Annotated in this window: 20 protein-coding genes; all 20 read left to right on the top strand. The window is 39.1% G+C overall.

Going from position 1 to position 17083, the window contains the following annotated elements; genetic code table 11:
• Positions 1-25 precede the first annotated feature (25 nt).
• The 20 genes from DXD65_RS07910 to DXD65_RS07810 all read left to right on the top strand — a co-directional run bounded on the left by DXD65_RS07910 (position 26) and on the right by DXD65_RS07810 (position 17033).
• The gene (locus tag DXD65_RS07910) at positions 26-1057 is read left to right on the top strand and encodes a DUF262 domain-containing protein (RefSeq protein WP_117887524.1); all 1032 of its coding nucleotides are present in this window, start codon (positions 26-28) and stop codon (positions 1055-1057) included.
• Positions 1054-2049: a hypothetical protein gene (locus tag DXD65_RS07905; protein WP_117887523.1), complete on the top strand. Its 996-nt coding sequence runs from the start codon at positions 1054-1056 to the stop codon at positions 2047-2049. The genes DXD65_RS07910 and DXD65_RS07905 overlap by 4 nt, the downstream gene beginning before the upstream one ends.
• A 50-nt stretch (positions 2050-2099) precedes the next feature.
• A complete protein-coding gene (locus DXD65_RS07900; protein ID WP_233556130.1) occupies positions 2100-2888 on the top strand; it encodes a hypothetical protein in 789 nt (262 codons plus the stop codon).
• A gap of 87 nt (positions 2889-2975) precedes the next feature.
• Positions 2976-4007 carry a putative phage abortive infection protein gene (locus DXD65_RS07895; protein ID WP_158573898.1) on the top strand — a complete coding sequence of 344 codons (1032 nt, stop codon included), beginning with the start codon at positions 2976-2978 and terminating at the stop codon, positions 4005-4007.
• Between the two features lie 555 nt (positions 4008-4562).
• Positions 4563-5732, top strand: a complete 1170-nt coding sequence (locus DXD65_RS07885; RefSeq protein WP_117887521.1) for a hypothetical protein — start codon at positions 4563-4565, stop codon at positions 5730-5732.
• Positions 5733-5735: 3 nt separating this feature from the next.
• Positions 5736-6590: a hypothetical protein gene (locus DXD65_RS07880; RefSeq protein ID WP_117887520.1), complete on the top strand. Its 855-nt coding sequence runs from the start codon at positions 5736-5738 to the stop codon at positions 6588-6590.
• A gap of 81 nt (positions 6591-6671) precedes the next feature.
• Positions 6672-7289: a DUF4313 domain-containing protein gene (locus DXD65_RS07875; RefSeq protein ID WP_233556129.1), complete on the top strand. Its 618-nt coding sequence runs from the start codon at positions 6672-6674 to the stop codon at positions 7287-7289.
• Positions 7290-7304: 15 nt separating this feature from the next.
• Positions 7305-7460, top strand: a complete 156-nt coding sequence (locus DXD65_RS21120) for a hypothetical protein (protein ID WP_008152292.1) — start codon at positions 7305-7307, stop codon at positions 7458-7460.
• A gap of 15 nt (positions 7461-7475) precedes the next feature.
• A complete protein-coding gene (locus tag DXD65_RS07870) occupies positions 7476-7820 on the top strand; it encodes a hypothetical protein (protein WP_009121407.1) in 345 nt (114 codons plus the stop codon).
• An 18-nt stretch (positions 7821-7838) separates the two neighbouring features.
• Positions 7839-8816 carry a hypothetical protein gene (locus DXD65_RS07865; protein ID WP_117887518.1) on the top strand — a complete coding sequence of 326 codons (978 nt, stop codon included), beginning with the start codon at positions 7839-7841 and terminating at the stop codon, positions 8814-8816.
• A gap of 33 nt (positions 8817-8849) precedes the next feature.
• On the top strand, positions 8850-9143 hold the full coding sequence (locus tag DXD65_RS07860) for a DUF4120 family protein (protein ID WP_071150656.1): 294 nt from the start codon (positions 8850-8852) through the stop codon (positions 9141-9143).
• A gap of 299 nt (positions 9144-9442) precedes the next feature.
• Entirely contained in the window at positions 9443-10381 is a 939-nt protein-coding gene (locus DXD65_RS07850; protein WP_117887517.1) for a hypothetical protein, read from the top strand.
• Entirely contained in the window at positions 10378-10647 is a 270-nt protein-coding gene (locus DXD65_RS07845) for a hypothetical protein (protein WP_009121403.1), read from the top strand. The genes DXD65_RS07850 and DXD65_RS07845 overlap by 4 nt, the downstream gene beginning before the upstream one ends.
• Positions 10644-11456 (top strand): DUF4121 family protein, encoded by an 813-nt coding sequence (locus DXD65_RS07840; protein ID WP_117887516.1) that lies wholly within the window; start codon positions 10644-10646, stop codon positions 11454-11456. Before DXD65_RS07845 ends, DXD65_RS07840 begins: the two co-directional genes overlap by 4 nt.
• Positions 11457-11477: 21 nt before the next feature.
• Positions 11478-12197 (top strand): N-6 DNA methylase, encoded by a 720-nt coding sequence (locus tag DXD65_RS07835; RefSeq protein WP_117887515.1) that lies wholly within the window; start codon positions 11478-11480, stop codon positions 12195-12197.
• A 26-nt stretch (positions 12198-12223) separates the two neighbouring features.
• Positions 12224-13114, top strand: a complete 891-nt coding sequence (locus DXD65_RS07830) for a DUF932 domain-containing protein (RefSeq protein WP_117887514.1) — start codon at positions 12224-12226, stop codon at positions 13112-13114.
• 411 nt (positions 13115-13525) lie between these two features.
• A complete protein-coding gene (locus tag DXD65_RS07825) occupies positions 13526-14842 on the top strand; it encodes an AAA family ATPase (RefSeq protein WP_147350691.1) in 1317 nt (438 codons plus the stop codon).
• A 219-nt stretch (positions 14843-15061) separates the two neighbouring features.
• Entirely contained in the window at positions 15062-15496 is a 435-nt protein-coding gene (locus DXD65_RS07820; protein ID WP_233556128.1) for a TIR domain-containing protein, read from the top strand.
• Positions 15497-15508: 12 nt separating this feature from the next.
• Positions 15509-16489, top strand: coding sequence for a caspase domain-containing protein (locus DXD65_RS07815; protein WP_117887512.1), 981 nt, complete (start codon positions 15509-15511; stop codon positions 16487-16489).
• Between the two features lies 1 nt (position 16490).
• Positions 16491-17033, top strand: coding sequence for a TIR domain-containing protein (locus tag DXD65_RS07810; RefSeq protein ID WP_117887511.1), 543 nt, complete (start codon positions 16491-16493; stop codon positions 17031-17033).
• Positions 17034-17083 lie beyond the last annotated feature (50 nt).

The following is a 17083-nucleotide window of genomic DNA, read 5'->3' as shown; positions in this document are numbered from 1 at the left end:
CTAACATAATATAAAATTATTAATCATGGAAAGAAATCCAACTGTACAACATTTGACTTGGTTCTTAGATCTTAGACGCTTTGGCCAACTAAATATTTCACCATCATATCAAAGAAGAAGCGTATGGAATCCCAAAGATAGAAAGTTATTTCTGGATACCATTTTTAAAAACTATCCAGCTCCTACTATATTCTTGCATAGAGATACAGATGAAAATGGTAGAACAGTATATAATGTCGTTGATGGGAAACAGCGTTTGGAGACTATATTCATGTTTATGGATAATGAAATAAGCCTCGACAAAAATTTTGGCGATACTAAATTCAATGGAAAGAAGTTTTCTGATCTACGACCGGAAGAAAAAAAGTTATTTTTCGACTATAAATTAGTAGTTGATTATATTGATAACGTACACGGTGAGAGCCTTAATAATATATTTGACCGTTTAAATAGAAATTCAAAGAATCTGAATGAACAAGAGCTAAGACATGCAAAATACTCGGGCTGGTTTATTCAATATGTGGAAGATGATTTATTGGATTCATTCTGGACAGAATATAAAATAAGTACACCTGCAAAAGCTAGAAGAATGAAGGACGTACAGTTCGTATCAGAACTATTGATTATTATACTTGAAAATAGAATTGCAGGTTTTAACCAAGACTATTTAGATGAAATATATGCCAAGTATGATAATGTCACAGAAGAGGATACTGATGAATCAGAAGTAGACATTGAAGGTTTAAAAGGAAAGGTAGGTTTCATAAAACAGTATATTAAAGATATGGAACGAGCTAATAATTGCATATCAAAATTTTTTACAGAAAATAAGGCTTTCTATATACTTTGGGCTGTTATTGCACTATCAGATAAAAAATCTCTAAATAATCCAGAAATTTCTGCTGAAAAATGTCTTGAATTCTTTAATAAAATAAAATCAGGAGTAACAAACGACAAAGAAATTGCAGATTATAATCAAGCATCAACTGGAGCAAATACAGACTTATCTCAAAGAGAAACACGCTACAATATAATTAGTAAATTATTCTTAAAATGAGAGTATCAAGTAGTATTGATAGTATTTATCAAAACAATGTAACTTTAGCGCAAGATTTAAAATCTTTTGTGGATACTCATATAATAAGTAATAAATATGAAAAATGGCATTATATTAGTAGAATAAAAAGTCTGGAAAGTTTTGCTCTAAAACTTGAAAGAGGAGGCATTTCTTCCTCATCTACTAGCCTTGATGATTTCTTTGCATGTACTATCGTTGTGGAGAATTCCACACAGATTGATAAAGCAAAGGATTTAGTAAATAAATTCTGTGACATTAAATGCAAAAGGCCAAATTCAAATGATTTCACGCATAAACAATCAAGTTCATTTGAATTTGATGATTTAAGGCTGTATGTAACAATTAAGGATGATGTAACTGTACCAAATGAACAAATAAAAAAAATTGTATTTGAAATACAAATTAAAACTTTTTTGTTCCATGCTTGGACTATTGCAGTTCATGACCTGACGTATAAGTCTGATGAAATCAATTGGGGAAAACAAAGAGTTGCATATCAAATCAGAGCTGTCCTTGAACAAGCAGAATGCGCAATTGCAGATATTTTAAACTTGTCAAAATTACCACAATTAGACAAAAACAATAAGGAAACAAAGGCCCTTAATAAAATTCTTAATGTATTTAAGAATCATTTTAACAAAATAGACCTTCCTTCCGACCTTGTAAGATTATGTAGCAATACATCTCTATTATTGAATCAGTTTGAAGTCAAAGAAAATCAGCTAGATGCTTTTCTTAAAGCTGAAACTTCCGCTGGAAGAGGAACAAAGATGTTAGGTTTGTCTCCATATCAAATAGTCCTTCTTGGAATTTTTTATCAATGTGAAGATAAATTACTCTCAGTTTTAATGGGAGAAGTTAAGCTTTCAATTAAAATTGTTATTACAAGAGAATTATTAGATTTTATACAGCCAGATATTCGTAAATTTATATTAGATAATTCAATACCAGGAATTATTGTTCTTGCGTGAATACATTAAATATCTCCTATTAAATAGATAAATTTAAACTTTTAATTATTATGGATAAAATAAATGCTATAAAATTAATTTCTACTCAAAAAGATGCTATAGAGCAAGTCAAAGATTTTAATATTTCAAGTAAAGAATTTAAAATATGGTATAATGAGACTAAAGTTGTTATAAAAAATATCTTTGGCATAAATTCCAACTTCTATAAAGAGTTTGATGCATTATCATTCTATCCTGGATCATGTCTTGTACCTATAGTTAATAACCATACCTATAAACCGACCACAGATGAACTTAAAAGTTTAGATCACTGTGATACTATGATGAATGCAATGATTAAAGAAATTGAAATATCCGACGATTTCGAAGAAAAAAATACTTTAACTCCTATTGATATTGTAATAAAGATTTGTTTGAATTTTCACAGAGCTATACTACAAATGAAAAAAAGACACGACAAGCGTACATCTATCGATATCAATGACGAATATGATGTTCAAGATATACTACATACTTTCTTAAAATTACATTTTGATGATATAAGACCGGAAGAATGGACTCCAAGTTATGCTGGTAGTGCTTCTAGAGTAGACTTTCTCCTTAAACAAGAAAAAATCATTATTGAAGTAAAAAAAACACGAACTAAATTAAGAGATAGAGAGGTGGGAGAACAATTAATTATTGATATAGATAGATATAAATCCCATCCCGATTGTGATACTTTAATTTGTTTTGTTTATGATCCAGACTCTTTCATTAATAATCCGGTTGGTCTTGAAAATGATCTAAATAGAAAAACTGATGAACTAAATGTCATAACGATAATATCACCTAAATAAATCTAATAGATAATCATATCAAACTATTATTTAATGTACAAACAATTGAAACGTTCTATCACAAACTATAGAAAAAAATTTAATAGTATGCGAAATTGGCTAACAATAATGAAATCCGCAATTATTGTTAGCGGGATTTTATTTGCCGTAGTTTTCTGTTGCATTGTTTTCGATGACACATATTTTTCATTTAGTTTTGATATTGATTCCAAGTTAGCCTCGGAATTTGGAGATTTTGTTGGTGGTTTTATTGGTACATTGTTTACCTTTCTTAGCATTCTTATTGTATCATATTCTATTTTACAGCAAACATGTGAAAACAGAAAGAATAATGTTAAAACGACTTTTTTTCAAATGATAGATTATCATTATAAGAATCTTGATCAGATAGAAATACCAAAGCCTGAGAGAAAAGACAAAATAGAAAAAGGAAAACGTGGTTTTGTATCATATAAAATACAGATAAACCGCCTGTTGCAGGCATTATATGAAATTAATAAAAAGAACGATTTAAATTTAAATGCACACGATATTGCTTGTATTTCCTATTTAGTATTCTATTATGGGCTATCAGACTCTTGGAGTGATTTCTTTGAAGAGAAAATACAATGTTATGATTGTAGAAAAACTATCATAAAAGAATTGCTGGAACTTTCAAAAAACAACCCAGAAAAACGTTTGTGCCAAGCTAATCACACTATCTTAAGTGCCTATTTCAGAAATATGTATAATGCCATTAATTTGGTTGATAGTGAAAATGAATTCACGGATAAAGAGAAAGAAGAATTGATAAAAACTTATAGAGCACAGCTCTCAAATCCTGAACTTTATATTCTTTTCTTCAATGTTATTTCTCCCTTTGGCAAAAAATGGCGTGAAAAGAATTTTATATGTAAATACAAACTATTGAAAAATATACCATATAATTATTTAGATGGATATAATCCTAAACTATATTTTGATATGACTTACGAGTTTGATGAAATCAATTGTTCAACAGACAACGATAATTTCCCTAATGAACCTCCACATAAATTGAAGAGTAGCAATACTTTTCAAACCAAAAAGCGAAAACATAAATTTGGATTTTCTTTTTTCCTTGGTCTTTTCTATAAATAGACAATATAACCTATAAGACTTTCAACCAAAGAACTATCTATTAATATTTGAAAATTTTATATTCTCTGAGTTCAGTTCTACTAGTTTTTCGGGATATAGCCATTGGATTTTTTAATATTATGTGATAAATATCAAGATTATATAGAGTTAATAATAATATTATATGCATCTTTAGAAAACACTAATTTTTATGTTAGAATGAACTATAACAGTATCACATAGTTTACTTTAATAATTTAACTCTATTTTATTCCTTCCTCATCATTCATATCATATCCATAAACTTTGTGTTAAAACGTTTAAGAATAGTTTACTGATTATAAAATATTAGTGCATACCATTATTTCATTTCTTACAGCAAATATCGCCCTTTGCCACTGACTGTGCAAGGCGGCCCTGTCGGGCTGGTTGGCTGGAAAAAAATCATCCTCGCTACGCTCCGGTATTTTCTTCCGCCAAGCCTTGCACCGGTCATTGGCAAAGAACAGCCGGGCCAGTAAGAAATTGAAATACTGGCTCCACGGAGCCGGTCATGTCTAATTTAAATAAAAGAATATGACTGAAGAAGTTGGAAAGAAGGTATGCGAAGGTACAGTAGCAGACCTCATGAAGGACAAGACCGGAAAACAGACGGTTATCACGTTGACAAGAAAGAATGCTTACCGAGTGAAGAAAATCAGAGAACAAGGGACGGATGACGAAGCCGTCCTTTTTCATTTCCGTAAACGCTGTACGGGAATGGGCTCCTATGTACACACCATCGAAGCGGCAGACGGAGAAACAGAACTTCATCCGTCTGAATTTGAAAAATGGGAAGCTGTGGAATTCCTGTATCCCGGCTATCTGGAAGACCTGCTTGATGCTGCATACAACGCATACAGATGGAGTTCCTTCGAACCTGAAGCAAGGGCGGAAACAGACATCATGCAATATGAAAAACAACTTGTAGAGGATCTGAAACAGATTCCGGAAGAAAAGCAGAACGAGTATGTCAGTGCATACCATAGCAAATTCTCTGCCTTGCTGGGCAGTCTCTCACGATGTGCCAGTCCGATGGTGACAGGCCCTGCCAAATTCAACTGCCAGCGCAACAACAAGGCCTTGGATGCATACCAGAACAGATTTGATGAATTTCATGACTGGCGTAACCGCTTCAAGGCTGCCATGGAAAGGATGAAAGAGGCTGCCAAACCGGAAGAACAGAAGCAGGAAGAGGCATGGAACCGCCTGAAGCGTGACATTGCAAGCAGCGCACAGACCATTCATGATATTGATACCGGTAAAGCAAGAGGATACAGCCGTACCTTGTTTGTCAGCAGTATCCTTAATAAGGTAAGCACCTATGCAGGAAAAGGGGAAGTGGAAATCGTACAGAAAGCGGTAGATTTCATTACAGACTTCAATGCGCAATGCAAGAAACCGGTTATCACTCCGCGGAACCGTTTCTTCCAACTGCCGGAAATGGCACGCCAGGCCAGACTGAAACTTCAGGAAATCAGAGAACGGGAAAACCGTGAACTGAAATTTGAAGGCGGAACGCTGGTATGGAACTATGAGGCAGACCGTCTGCAAATCCAGTTTGACAATATTCCGGATGACCAGAGGCGCAAGGAACTGAAATCATACGGTTTCAAATGGTCGCCGAGATACCAGGCATGGCAACGGCAACTTACACAGAATGCCGTATATGCAGTCAAAAGAGTGTTGAACCTTCAAAACCTATAAGACATGAAAGACCGATTGAAATATGTAATCGATTCCCGCTACTTCGACGGAACATGCCTGACAAGTATGAGTGACGGATTCCACAATGACTATGGTGGGGAAACAATCGAAGAACTGCACATACGGGAAAACAATCCCTATCTGAAAGCCGTAACACCTTCTGATATAGACAAGAAGCTGCGGCTATACAATCAGTCCCTGTCCGAACCGTTCAAGGAAATTACCGAAGAAGACTACTATGACTTGCTGGATGTACTGCCACCCTTGCGCATGAGACAAAACTCGTTCTTTGTGGGAGAACCGTATTACGGAAATATGTACTCTTTCTGCTTTACCCGTCAAGGAAGATATTTCAAGGGTCTGCGCTCCGTACTTACTCCGCAATCCGAACTGGACAGTCAGATAGACCGTCACATGGAAATCATCAACCGGAAAGCCGTAATCTCAAAAGAGGAAACAAGCAAAACAATCAGCGGAACCAGACTCATTCCCTATTATTTTTCACTGGACGGAAAACAGCCCGTATTCATCTGTAACCTTGTCATCCAATCAGATTCCAGACAAGCAAGGACGGACATGGCGAATACCCTGAAAAGTCTTCGCCGGAACCATTATCAGTTCTATAAAGGAAAAGGACAGTACGAAACTCCGGACGAACTGATAGACCATGTATCCGGAAAGAAGCTCACCCTTGTTTCCGACGGACATTTCTTTCAATATCCTCCCGGCAGGGAATCCGCAACTTTCATCGGACATATCAAGGAGACATCAGAGGAATTTCTTTTCCGGATTTATGACCGTGGATATTTCCTATATCTCCTAAAAAGATTGAGGACCGTGAAAAAGGAGTCTGCATAGAAACAAATAAATATCAAATCATAACATTTGGGGGAATGCGGTAGAATGACTGCCGTATTCCCTCATAAAAACAATACAAGTATGAACAAATCGAACACTCTATACTGGAAAACAGCCACAGATCCGGCTGAACGCATTGAGGTCAGACTCGTCCTGAACAGTTATATCGACAATGACAATCTGTATGTAGGACTTGAATCCCGGTCTAAGGAGAATCCGGAATGCTGGAAATCCTACACGGACATCACCGTCAACCTCAATTCCCTTCCCCCGTTCCATGCCTATGTGGACAACCGGGACTGCAACAGACATGTACATGATTTCCTGACCAGTAACAGAATAGCGGAGCCTGCCGGATTTGAATATCAGGGATTCAGAATGTTCCGCTTCAATCCTGATCGGTTGAAGGAACTCGTCCCCGAACAGTTCAAGACAATCAGCGCCAAACTGCCACCACAGGATGACATGATAAAGGACATCATCTATCAGGAAAGACGTTTCCCTTTGAGAACTGTTCAAGACAATCACGGAATATATCTTGTTTCGAGCAAGGAACTGGAAGAATCTTTAATCGAAGGAGTACGGAACCTGGATGCTGCGGCAAATGAACTGCTGGATGGCATCTGCCTGTTCTGCTCCACACAGGAACTGCGCTATCTTACGGATGCAGAACTGATAGAAACAATCTACGCACAATAAAAAGGAGGAACAAATATGAAAACCGGAGACATTGTATTTCTGAAACGTCCCTATAAGGGATACCGTGCCGTCGAACTGATGGAAAGACTGGAATGCCGCTGGCTGGTCAGGATTGTCGAGAGCGGTCTTGAACTGGAGGTATATGAAGATGAACTTATATCAGAATTTTAATACGGACAAAGTGTTATGGAAAAATATCAGTTTGCATTCCATTCGGAAATAATCGGCTATACCTCTCCTCATATCGGCGAGGTCAGAAAAGCCATACACAGAAAAGTGGAAAAGGAAAAGTCTGCCGCCATAAAGAATGATATTGAACTGCACATGTACAAGGTGCATGACGGCATACCGGTTCTCCTTAACACCTGCTACCTGTATGATGAAAAAGGATGTATGGTACACGGAAGTATCAAAGGAACCAAGGATTATTTGCTTGAGACATGGAGATACCATACAAACAGACATTCCAAAGGTTTCAGTTCCACAAGAATCAGGCCCTGCACGACAAGCAGGGCTTTTTCGTTTGTATAACTCTTAAAATCAGGAATCATGAACCAGACATTACAACTTACAAACTATATTCCACAGTATGTAAGCCTCTACTACGTGGACTACCGGGATGACCTTGATGAGCATGAAGACATCCAGGAGGAATGCATCCGTTCCAACAATATGGAAAAACTCTATGAAAAGGCATACGAATGGTATGAGGAACAGGAAAGCTCAAACATGCACGACTATCTGGAGGAGACAAGAAAGAACATGGAAGCGGACAATTTAGCCGGAGAGTTTGAAGAGCATGAAGATGAAATCAGGGAACTTATCTACGACCGGAACGATTCCGACCCGGTAAAGGACCTGATACGCAACTCGTCCGTCACTAATTTCTTCTATTCGCTTGGAGTGGAAATCAGCGGATATCTGACCGGTTGTTCACTGCGGGGAGAATCAGTCGCCATGGCCTGCCATAAGGTACGTCGCGCACTGCATCTGAAAAAGGGGCAGTTTGACGAGAAGATTGAAGAACTGGTAGAGAATGCCACATACGGCGGAGAACTGCGCATCTACTTCAACGCCATGTTTGACAGGCTCATCAGCAAAGACCCTGAGAACGATTTCAAAAGCATCCGTTTCCACGGGAATGTAGTGGTAGCCATTGCCGACAGCCGGAACGGTTCCGGACATCATGTACGGATTCCGCTGGACATCACTTTCCCTTTCCGAAGGGAGAACCTGTTTGTCGATTCACAGGTACACTATTCCTATGCCAATGAAGTCTGCGGCATGACCAATGACTGGTGTGATTCCACAAAATGGGAAACGGGCATGATACCTTTTACCGGATCTGTCCGAAAAAGCCGGATGGCTGAATACAAGAAACAGGAAGCCGCTTATGAGCAGACATTCCGAGACGGGAAATGCACCTTCGGTGACATGAACTACAAACGCCACCGTGACGTGCGATATTCGAATGAATATCCTGCCGGATGCAGATGCCCTCATTGCGGTACTTTCTGGATTGACTGAAAAAACATTTACCAACCAATAATTTCAAACGATATGAAAATCTGCTGTTCACAAGAGTATTACGACAAGGTCGTACAGTATGCAAAATCCATCAATGACAAGACCCTGGAAAACTGTCTTGAACGTCTCAAACAATGGGAGAAGAACGAGAACCGTCCATGCGAAATCGAACTTTATTACGACCATGCGCCGTATTCGTTCGGATTCTGCGAACGTTATCCGGACGGGAATACAGGCATTGTCGGAGGATTGCTGTATCATGGAAATCCAGACGAGTCCTTTGCCGTCATCATGGAACGTTTCCACGGATGGAGCATACATACCTGACATATATGCGACAGTCTGTATTGGGGAGCCTCATGCAATATGGGGTTCCCTTTTTTTATGGCGGAGACATGATGACAGCATCCTCATTTCTTGCTGCAAAAATAGCTGTTTGCCACGCAACTCCCGCAAGGCGGCCCTGCCGGGCTGGTTGTCTGGAAAAAAATCATCCTCGCTTCGCTCCGGTATTTTTTTCCGCCAAGCCTTGCAGGGATGCGGGCAAACAGACAACAGGGACAACAAGAAATAAGAATGCCTGTACTTTACAGGCAGACAATGTATAACAATAAATATCAGAAGTCATGATTACAGACCAGAAGACACAGAACAGGCTTCACGCGGATATCGGAACGGAACTGTTCTCCATCAGACAAAGGAAGGAAGCCGTCACAAGGATGCTAGACATTCTGAAAGAGACTCCGGAATACCTACAGGTTATGAACCATATACCGGCTTATGCCATGGATGACGATACGTCAGAATGGTGGAAATCGGAAGAATCGGAAAATTTCATGAACTCACTCCTGGAAGTGATGGAAAGCTATACTCCGGACGGATACAGGTTCGGACCGAAATCCGGCACGGCCGACCTTTACGGCTACTGGGAAAGCAAGACCGGGCGGACAACCCTCTTCCATCTGCTTTTCAGTCTGGAAAGCGGATATGAATGGGGAAAAGGTCTTTCCCATGAGAAAACGGACGCATTCTACAAAGAAATAAAAGAGAAATTTCATGGAGAGGGATTCGACACGGACAGAACCGGCTGTACATCACAGGCCATGTATCTTATAAAAGGAAAGACACGCCTGTACGTGCATCCGATGGAAATAAGCGGCTACTGTGAAACACTGCATATCCCACAGATTACAGCCATACTGAAAAAAGGAGGCCGTACGTTTCGTCTTGTAAAGGATACGATAGCTGAAGAGGTGTATTCCTTCACCGATGAAGAAGAAATGGAATATTACCGTGCCAGATACGGAACCTGCATCCACCGGAATATACTGGATGCCTTCAGCAACCGCCGGGCAGGGAAAGAGGACATACTTTCCATGATGGCATCACGGATAAATGTGGCGACGACATCACATCTCCACGGTATCGGATATGATTCGCCTGCATACAGGTTTGTGCATGAGGCATACGACAGACTGGTAAACAACGGAAAGCTGAAGGAGAATGTCCGGAAAATCGGTTGCTGCAACATCACAATGGCCATTTCAAATACCAACGCAATATGAGGCTGAATTACAATGACATGCTGCTTCTGGCAATATGGGAATACAACAGGAGACAGGACGAGGATCTGACCCTGGAATTGTTTCAAGAAACATTCGGACAGGTTCCCGGCGCACATTTCCATGACAAATGGGTGCATTATTACAACAAGAACCTGCTGATGATGGCCGCCTATTTCAGGGGTGAGGAAGAAAACGGCCAGAAATTCTGTGATATGATCACCCGACAGGTTGAACGCTATACACAAAACAGGAGGAGAACAGGATGAATACAAAGATACGATATGACCTTGACAGTCTTGAACTGGCAAACGGTGACTTCGGATATCCCATTACAGAAGAGGAAGTACGGAAAGTGAACCGTATGCTGGAACTGATGGAGAATGTCCGAAGCAGACAGATGTGCCCGACAGAAGGAGACTGCGTGGAATTTGTCTCACGTTCGGGTGACTATTTCGGAAAAGCTCATATAGAACGGATAACAGGAAAATATGCGGATATATGCCTGATACCGGAAACGGTATTCTGTTTCGATGACATGGGAAAAGCCGCCTATGATACCACCGGAAGTCCCTGGACGCAGGTCAATATCCGGAACATGAAACCCGCAGGTACTGAAATCCGCATATTCAGGACATGGGGATTCGGGAAGCGCAGCAGTACGGGCAGTCTAAGGTTCGATGCTCCGGTCAGGAAATGGGAATACAGAGAACCGAATCCGTTGTATGACGGTTACACCACCCGTAACTGGTGCCGCTATCATATCATGAAACACCGGGACAGGGAAAGGACAGGCGAATACACCTTCCGCAGCGATTCATTTACGCTGTACAGCCGGAGCGAGCTGGACGAGCTGGCCGCAATCCTGAAAGGCAGACTCTACAAGGGAATCCTGCCTGACTCTCTTGTACTTTGGGGATACCGCATGGATATTAAGGAAATATCACGTGAGCAGTGGAACGGTATGGGACAGCACGGACAAATCCGCATGAAATTCATGGGATACGGTCCGGTCAGAATCCACACGGACAATGAAAACCATACCGTAACAGTATACAGAATCAACGACAGTCTATAACCATTTATAAAATAAAGGAATATGGCACGATATGAAATCTCCAACGAAGTCAGGCCGCTCGACAGGCTCATCACAGGCTTTACCTCCTCATGCGGCTATGAAATACAGACCGTATTCAACGACCTGCTGCGTTTCATCATCCATGGCTTCTCTCCGGGAGCACCGCCAATAAGCAACTGGAAATACAAGCGTCAGCAGAACACCTCGTTCATGGAAATGACAGCCGAATGGACACGTATCATGCAGAAACAAATCGGCAGGTCGGGCTGGTTCGACGCTTTCGGTGAACTCCACATGGCTTACTGCTCAAAACCGGGACAGCAGGCAAACGGACAGTTCTTCACGCCGTCACATATCTGTGAACTCATGGTCATGTGCGCGGCAGGTAAAAAAGAGACCGGACAGAAGATGGGAGACCCTACATGCGGCAGCGGAAGACTCCTGCTGGCATACCATGCGCACAATCCGGGAACCTATTTGGTCGGAGAAGACATCAGCCGGACCTGCTGCATGATGACCGTATGCAACATGCTCGTCCACGGATGTGTCGGGGAAGTGATCTGTCATGACAGTCTCCAGCCGAAGGCATTCACCGACGGATGGAAAGTCAACCAGGCTCTGCCCTTAACGGGAATACCTTCTATAAGACGCATGAAGGAAGAGGAATACAGGAATCCTCTTCCGGAAAATATCGGACGCTTCAAAGAGGCAGTCCGTATCATCAACCTATTGGACAAATAATTACCAACCATTTAAAAAATATAATTATGGAAGCTTTAGCAACATTGAACAATCAGAGACAGTTTGATTTCCAGAACAACGGAATCGAAGTAATGGACCTTGAAACACTACAGCGTACCTACAAGGAGAACGACATCTACGGCAATCCGGTCAGGGGTATCTACCACTACCAGGTCATCCAGCGCATGACGGACATCTGCCGCCGTCACAACCTTAACTATGAGGTGGAGGAAATCTTCGCCGCCCAGAACAAGAACCGGACACAGCCCGGAGTGGTCATCCTGCCGCAGGTGGAACAGACCTATGGAGAGAAGGCGGTAGAGGCACATGTACTGCGCAGAATATTCACCACCATCCGTATTCTGAACGGAGATACCGATGAACTGACAACCACACTCGTGGTAGCCTACCATCAGGACGGTATCCAGGCGGCAATAGGTCCCTGCGTACGTATCTGCCACAACCAGTGTATCCTTTCACCCGAACGAAGCGTTGCCAACTACGGCAAGGACAAGGTGACTACCGAGGAACTGTTCGGAAAGGTGGATGACTGGATGCGGAATTTTGAGCGTGACATGGATGCGGACAGAAGCCGAATCCAAAGGCTCAAGGAAAAGGTGTTGACACTCGGTGAATTGTACATGATCATCGGTATGCTGACGGCTCTGCGTGTATCCCATGACAGTGCAGACAAAAGACTGGCATCACAGGTGGACACCTATCCACTTAACCAGGGACAGATTTCCGTGTTTACGGAAGAACTGCTCAAACTCTCACTTGAACAGCCACGCATTACAGCGTGGGATGTCTACAATGTAGCGACAGAAATCTACAAGCCTGGAAAGACTGATTTTCCTGCCATGATTCCACAGAACGGAGCAATGGCCGATTTCCTGCTTTCATATAACCAGAATTAGAACATGAAACCGAATACGACAGACCCGGTTCTGTCACCAGCGGAATCGGGCTTTGTCATTTATCAACCCGAATAATCAGATAAGATATGGCAGCAAGTAACAGAATAAAGGCTGAAATGTATATCCTTTTCAGCTGCAATGCATGGCCTGAATACAGTTCATTCGAGCCGAAGGCGGCCTTCTCCTTCATAGAGAATACATAATAAGATTGGTAGGTTGCAAAAATAAATTCAATTTGGGAATTATATCTGTATGAAGCATTAATCAAAATGAACTATTTTAAATAAAGATACTATCTTGGATTACAAATATGATTATGCGAGTTTTTTTCACGGAAAGCAAAACATAGAGATTAGAAAATTTGTTATTTTAATCACACTAATATATTTTTGTATCCAAATTGAGGCTTATATGATAGAATCATTCACTGTAAAAAACTATAGAAGCTATCGTGATAGAACGGAGTTATCATTTGTAGCTTCAAAGAAAGAAGGCAATAAATCAAAAGATTTGCCGCCTGTTTGGTATAAAGAAATAAATGGTAAGCGTATATTACGTTTACTTTTATGTGTAGGTTTAAATGGAACTGGTAAATCTAAAATGTTTTCAGCTCTAAATTATTTGCGAATGATAGCAACTGCAAAGCCGCAAAAGCCATCTGATAAACCAGAATACAGACCATTCCTATTGGATAATTTTTCTAGAACACAACCTACTGAGCTTTCACTAACATATTATATTGATGATGTTTGTTTCAATTATAATGTAAAAATATCATCTGAATGTATTGAAGAGGAAGAACTTAAATTAATTCAATCACGAAGTTCTCGTATATTTTACAGACATCACGATAAAGAATTAGATAAAGTTATAATAAATTTTGGTAATGCATGTGATTTGTCTAAATTAGACCAGCATGATTTGGAAGTAAATACCCTTGCTAATGCTAGTGTACTTTCAACTTTCGGATCGCTGAATTTAGAGAGTTCTATTTTATCTAAAAATTTGAATTATTTCGAGAATCGCATAAGTATGGTTCACAAGTCGGATAAAAGTTTAGCAGATAAACTTCAAACTGGAGATTCTGAAAAAGATAAAGTTTTGAAGAAATTACTTTTACGATTATTAGATGATGTAGGAACAAATATTTGTGATTATGTTATAGAAGAGGCTAGTTTAGATATAACACAACTCAAAGCAAACGGGGCACCAGATATTGTAATTAAGGCTATGATGGAGCAATATCCATCAGGAATTATTACTCATAAAAATTTGCGGTTTATCCATTCAACAAAAGAAGGGAAAAGTGGGTTAGATTTTGAATTAGAATCTTTGGGCACAAAAAACATTATAAGATTACTAGTAGTATTATATGACGTGATCATTGGTGAAAAAACTACTTGTATAGATGAAATAGAATATGGTATACATACTAAAGCACTTGCTTTTATTTTAAAGATGTATTTAACTATAGCCGAAAATTGTCAACTTATAGTAGCTACACATGATTTATCCTTACTTAATGCTGATTTTTTAAGAAGAGATGCAGTACGTTTATTTGAAAAAGACGAATATGGTTCTACTAGCGTTCGACGTAGAGACTATTTACATAACACAATAAGCTTTTATAAAACTTACGAGAAGGAAGTTTTTCCTCAAATAGATGAACTTATGAACAAAATAGATATGTTTCTTAAGTATAAGGACGATATTGAGAAAAATTTTTAACAACGTCAGGATGACGATAATATTAAGAGCTTCAACATGGAGCTCTTTTTTTATTGTATACAGCCGATTATTGAGTAATTTATCACGGAAAACATTATTTACTATCATACAGAAAAGAAACAAACGTTAGTTTTGCGTGTTTTTTCCACGGAATAATTTGGATTCTACATAATAAAAAAATATATTTGCATCGTGAACTCGAATTTAAGACCCTGGCTAATGGACCAGAGAGTTCACATTTTTATTATGTATAGAATATTTATTTCGCATTCATGGTCGTATTCAAAGGATTATGATAAGATAGAATCTTTTCTTCATCAAGAAGGAGTTACTTTTTACAATCATTCTGTTCCCAAAGATAATCCTATACATACAAATGGAACAGATAAACAATTATCAGATGCAATAGAAGCAAAAGTTAAAGGGTGTAGCTGTGTTATAATTCTTGCTGGTGTATATGCTACTTATAGCAAATGGATTAATAAAGAAATCACAATGGCAAAAAAATACAATAAACCAATAATTGCAGTTCAGCCATGGGGGGCAGAACGTACTTCTTCTGTAGTAAAAGAAGCTGCAACAGTTATTGTCGGTTGGAATGCAAAATCTGTTGCTGATGCGGTTCGTAAATATGCTATTTATCAAACACTTTAATTCTTTAGCTACATGAAAAAAGCATTGTTAATTGGGATCAATGATTATCCTGATGGAAATGAGCTGACGGGATGTATAGAAGATATTAATAATGTCAGAGCCGCAATTGAACGAAATGGAGATGATTCTCCGAATTTCGGCATTAAGATGATGCCTAATGTCCAAACTTCACAAGAAGCAATGGAGGCTATTAAGCAACTTTTTGTAGGAGATAATGAAACATCTCTTTTATATTTCTCTGGGCACGGTTATGCAAATAACACTGGGGCAGAGATAGTTATGCCACAAGATATTTCAATAAAAGGCCAATATTATACAGGTATACAGATGTCAACGATAATGAATATCGTCAATCAATCCCATGTCCGTAATAAAGTTATAATCTTGGATTGCTGTCATTCTGGGAATATGGGGAAATATAATCTTCAAGATGCTGGTAGTGTTTTGAATACGGGGGTCTCCATTTTAACAGCTTGTCGTGACGATGAGGTTGCTATGGAAGCTGGTGGTCATGGCCTTTTTACCGAGTTACTGTGTGCTGGACTTAATGGTGGTGCATCTGATTTCTGTGGTAATATTACTATCGGTGGTGTGTATGCATATATCGATCGTTCATTTGGACCATGGGATCAAAGACCTGTATTTAAAACAAACGTTACAGAATTCGCACCACTGCGTAAAGTTGAACCACAAGTACCTCTATCGGTTATTCGTGAACTTACAAATCTATTTATAGATCCTAATGAACATATGGATTTAGACCCATCTTTTGAGGACACAAATAATCCATCAGTACATCATGAATATGTCCTCCCTTATGCTAATGCAAACAATGTCAGAAAATTTAAATTACTGCAAAAGTTACAAAGTATAGGGTTTGTTAAACCTATAGACGAAGAGTTTATGTATTTTGCAGCAATGCATAGTACTGGATGTCAATTAACGGAATTAGGGAAATATTATTGGCGACTAGTAAAAGAAGGAAGAATTTAATATGGAATATTTTAGTGAGTCATATTTTCGTAATATAACAAACAACATCTCGCTTAATGAGCAACGTACATATAGCGAGAGAGTTCAAGAAGCACCTCTTAATAAACAGTTTGATATATTTCTTTCGTATAATATTTCTGATTTGAATGTTGTAAAAGGTATATATTACGTTCTATCAAAAATGGGCTTTAAGGTCTATCTTGACTGCATGGTTGATCCTGATATGAAAAGGGATGAAACTGATAAAAGTACAGCTGAAAAGTTACAGAATAGACTTAAGCATAGCACATCTTTAATTTATGCTCAATCTTCAGAAGCAGGGAAAAGCAATTGGATGCCATGGGAACTAGGTGTTGTAGACGGACATACAGGCAAATGCATGATTATGCCTGTTACAAAAGAAGCCAAACCCGTAACTCCTCGACGTGAATATTTACTTCTTTATCCTTACATCAAGCCTTATGGAATTGAAGAAAAAATGAAAGTTTTCTCAGATTTATATTCATTTACTGGAGAAGATCTCGTTTCATATATACGGAAATAATTTGATGGTGTCAAGCAGGGTTGTCTCGACTGCATAATTTGAGATAATTA

The organism is Bacteroides sp. 4_1_36 (assembly GCF_003466325.1).
GTDB lineage: Bacteria > Bacteroidota > Bacteroidia > Bacteroidales > Bacteroidaceae > Bacteroides > Bacteroides uniformis.
This window is presented reverse-complemented; position numbering and strand designations above follow the sequence as displayed.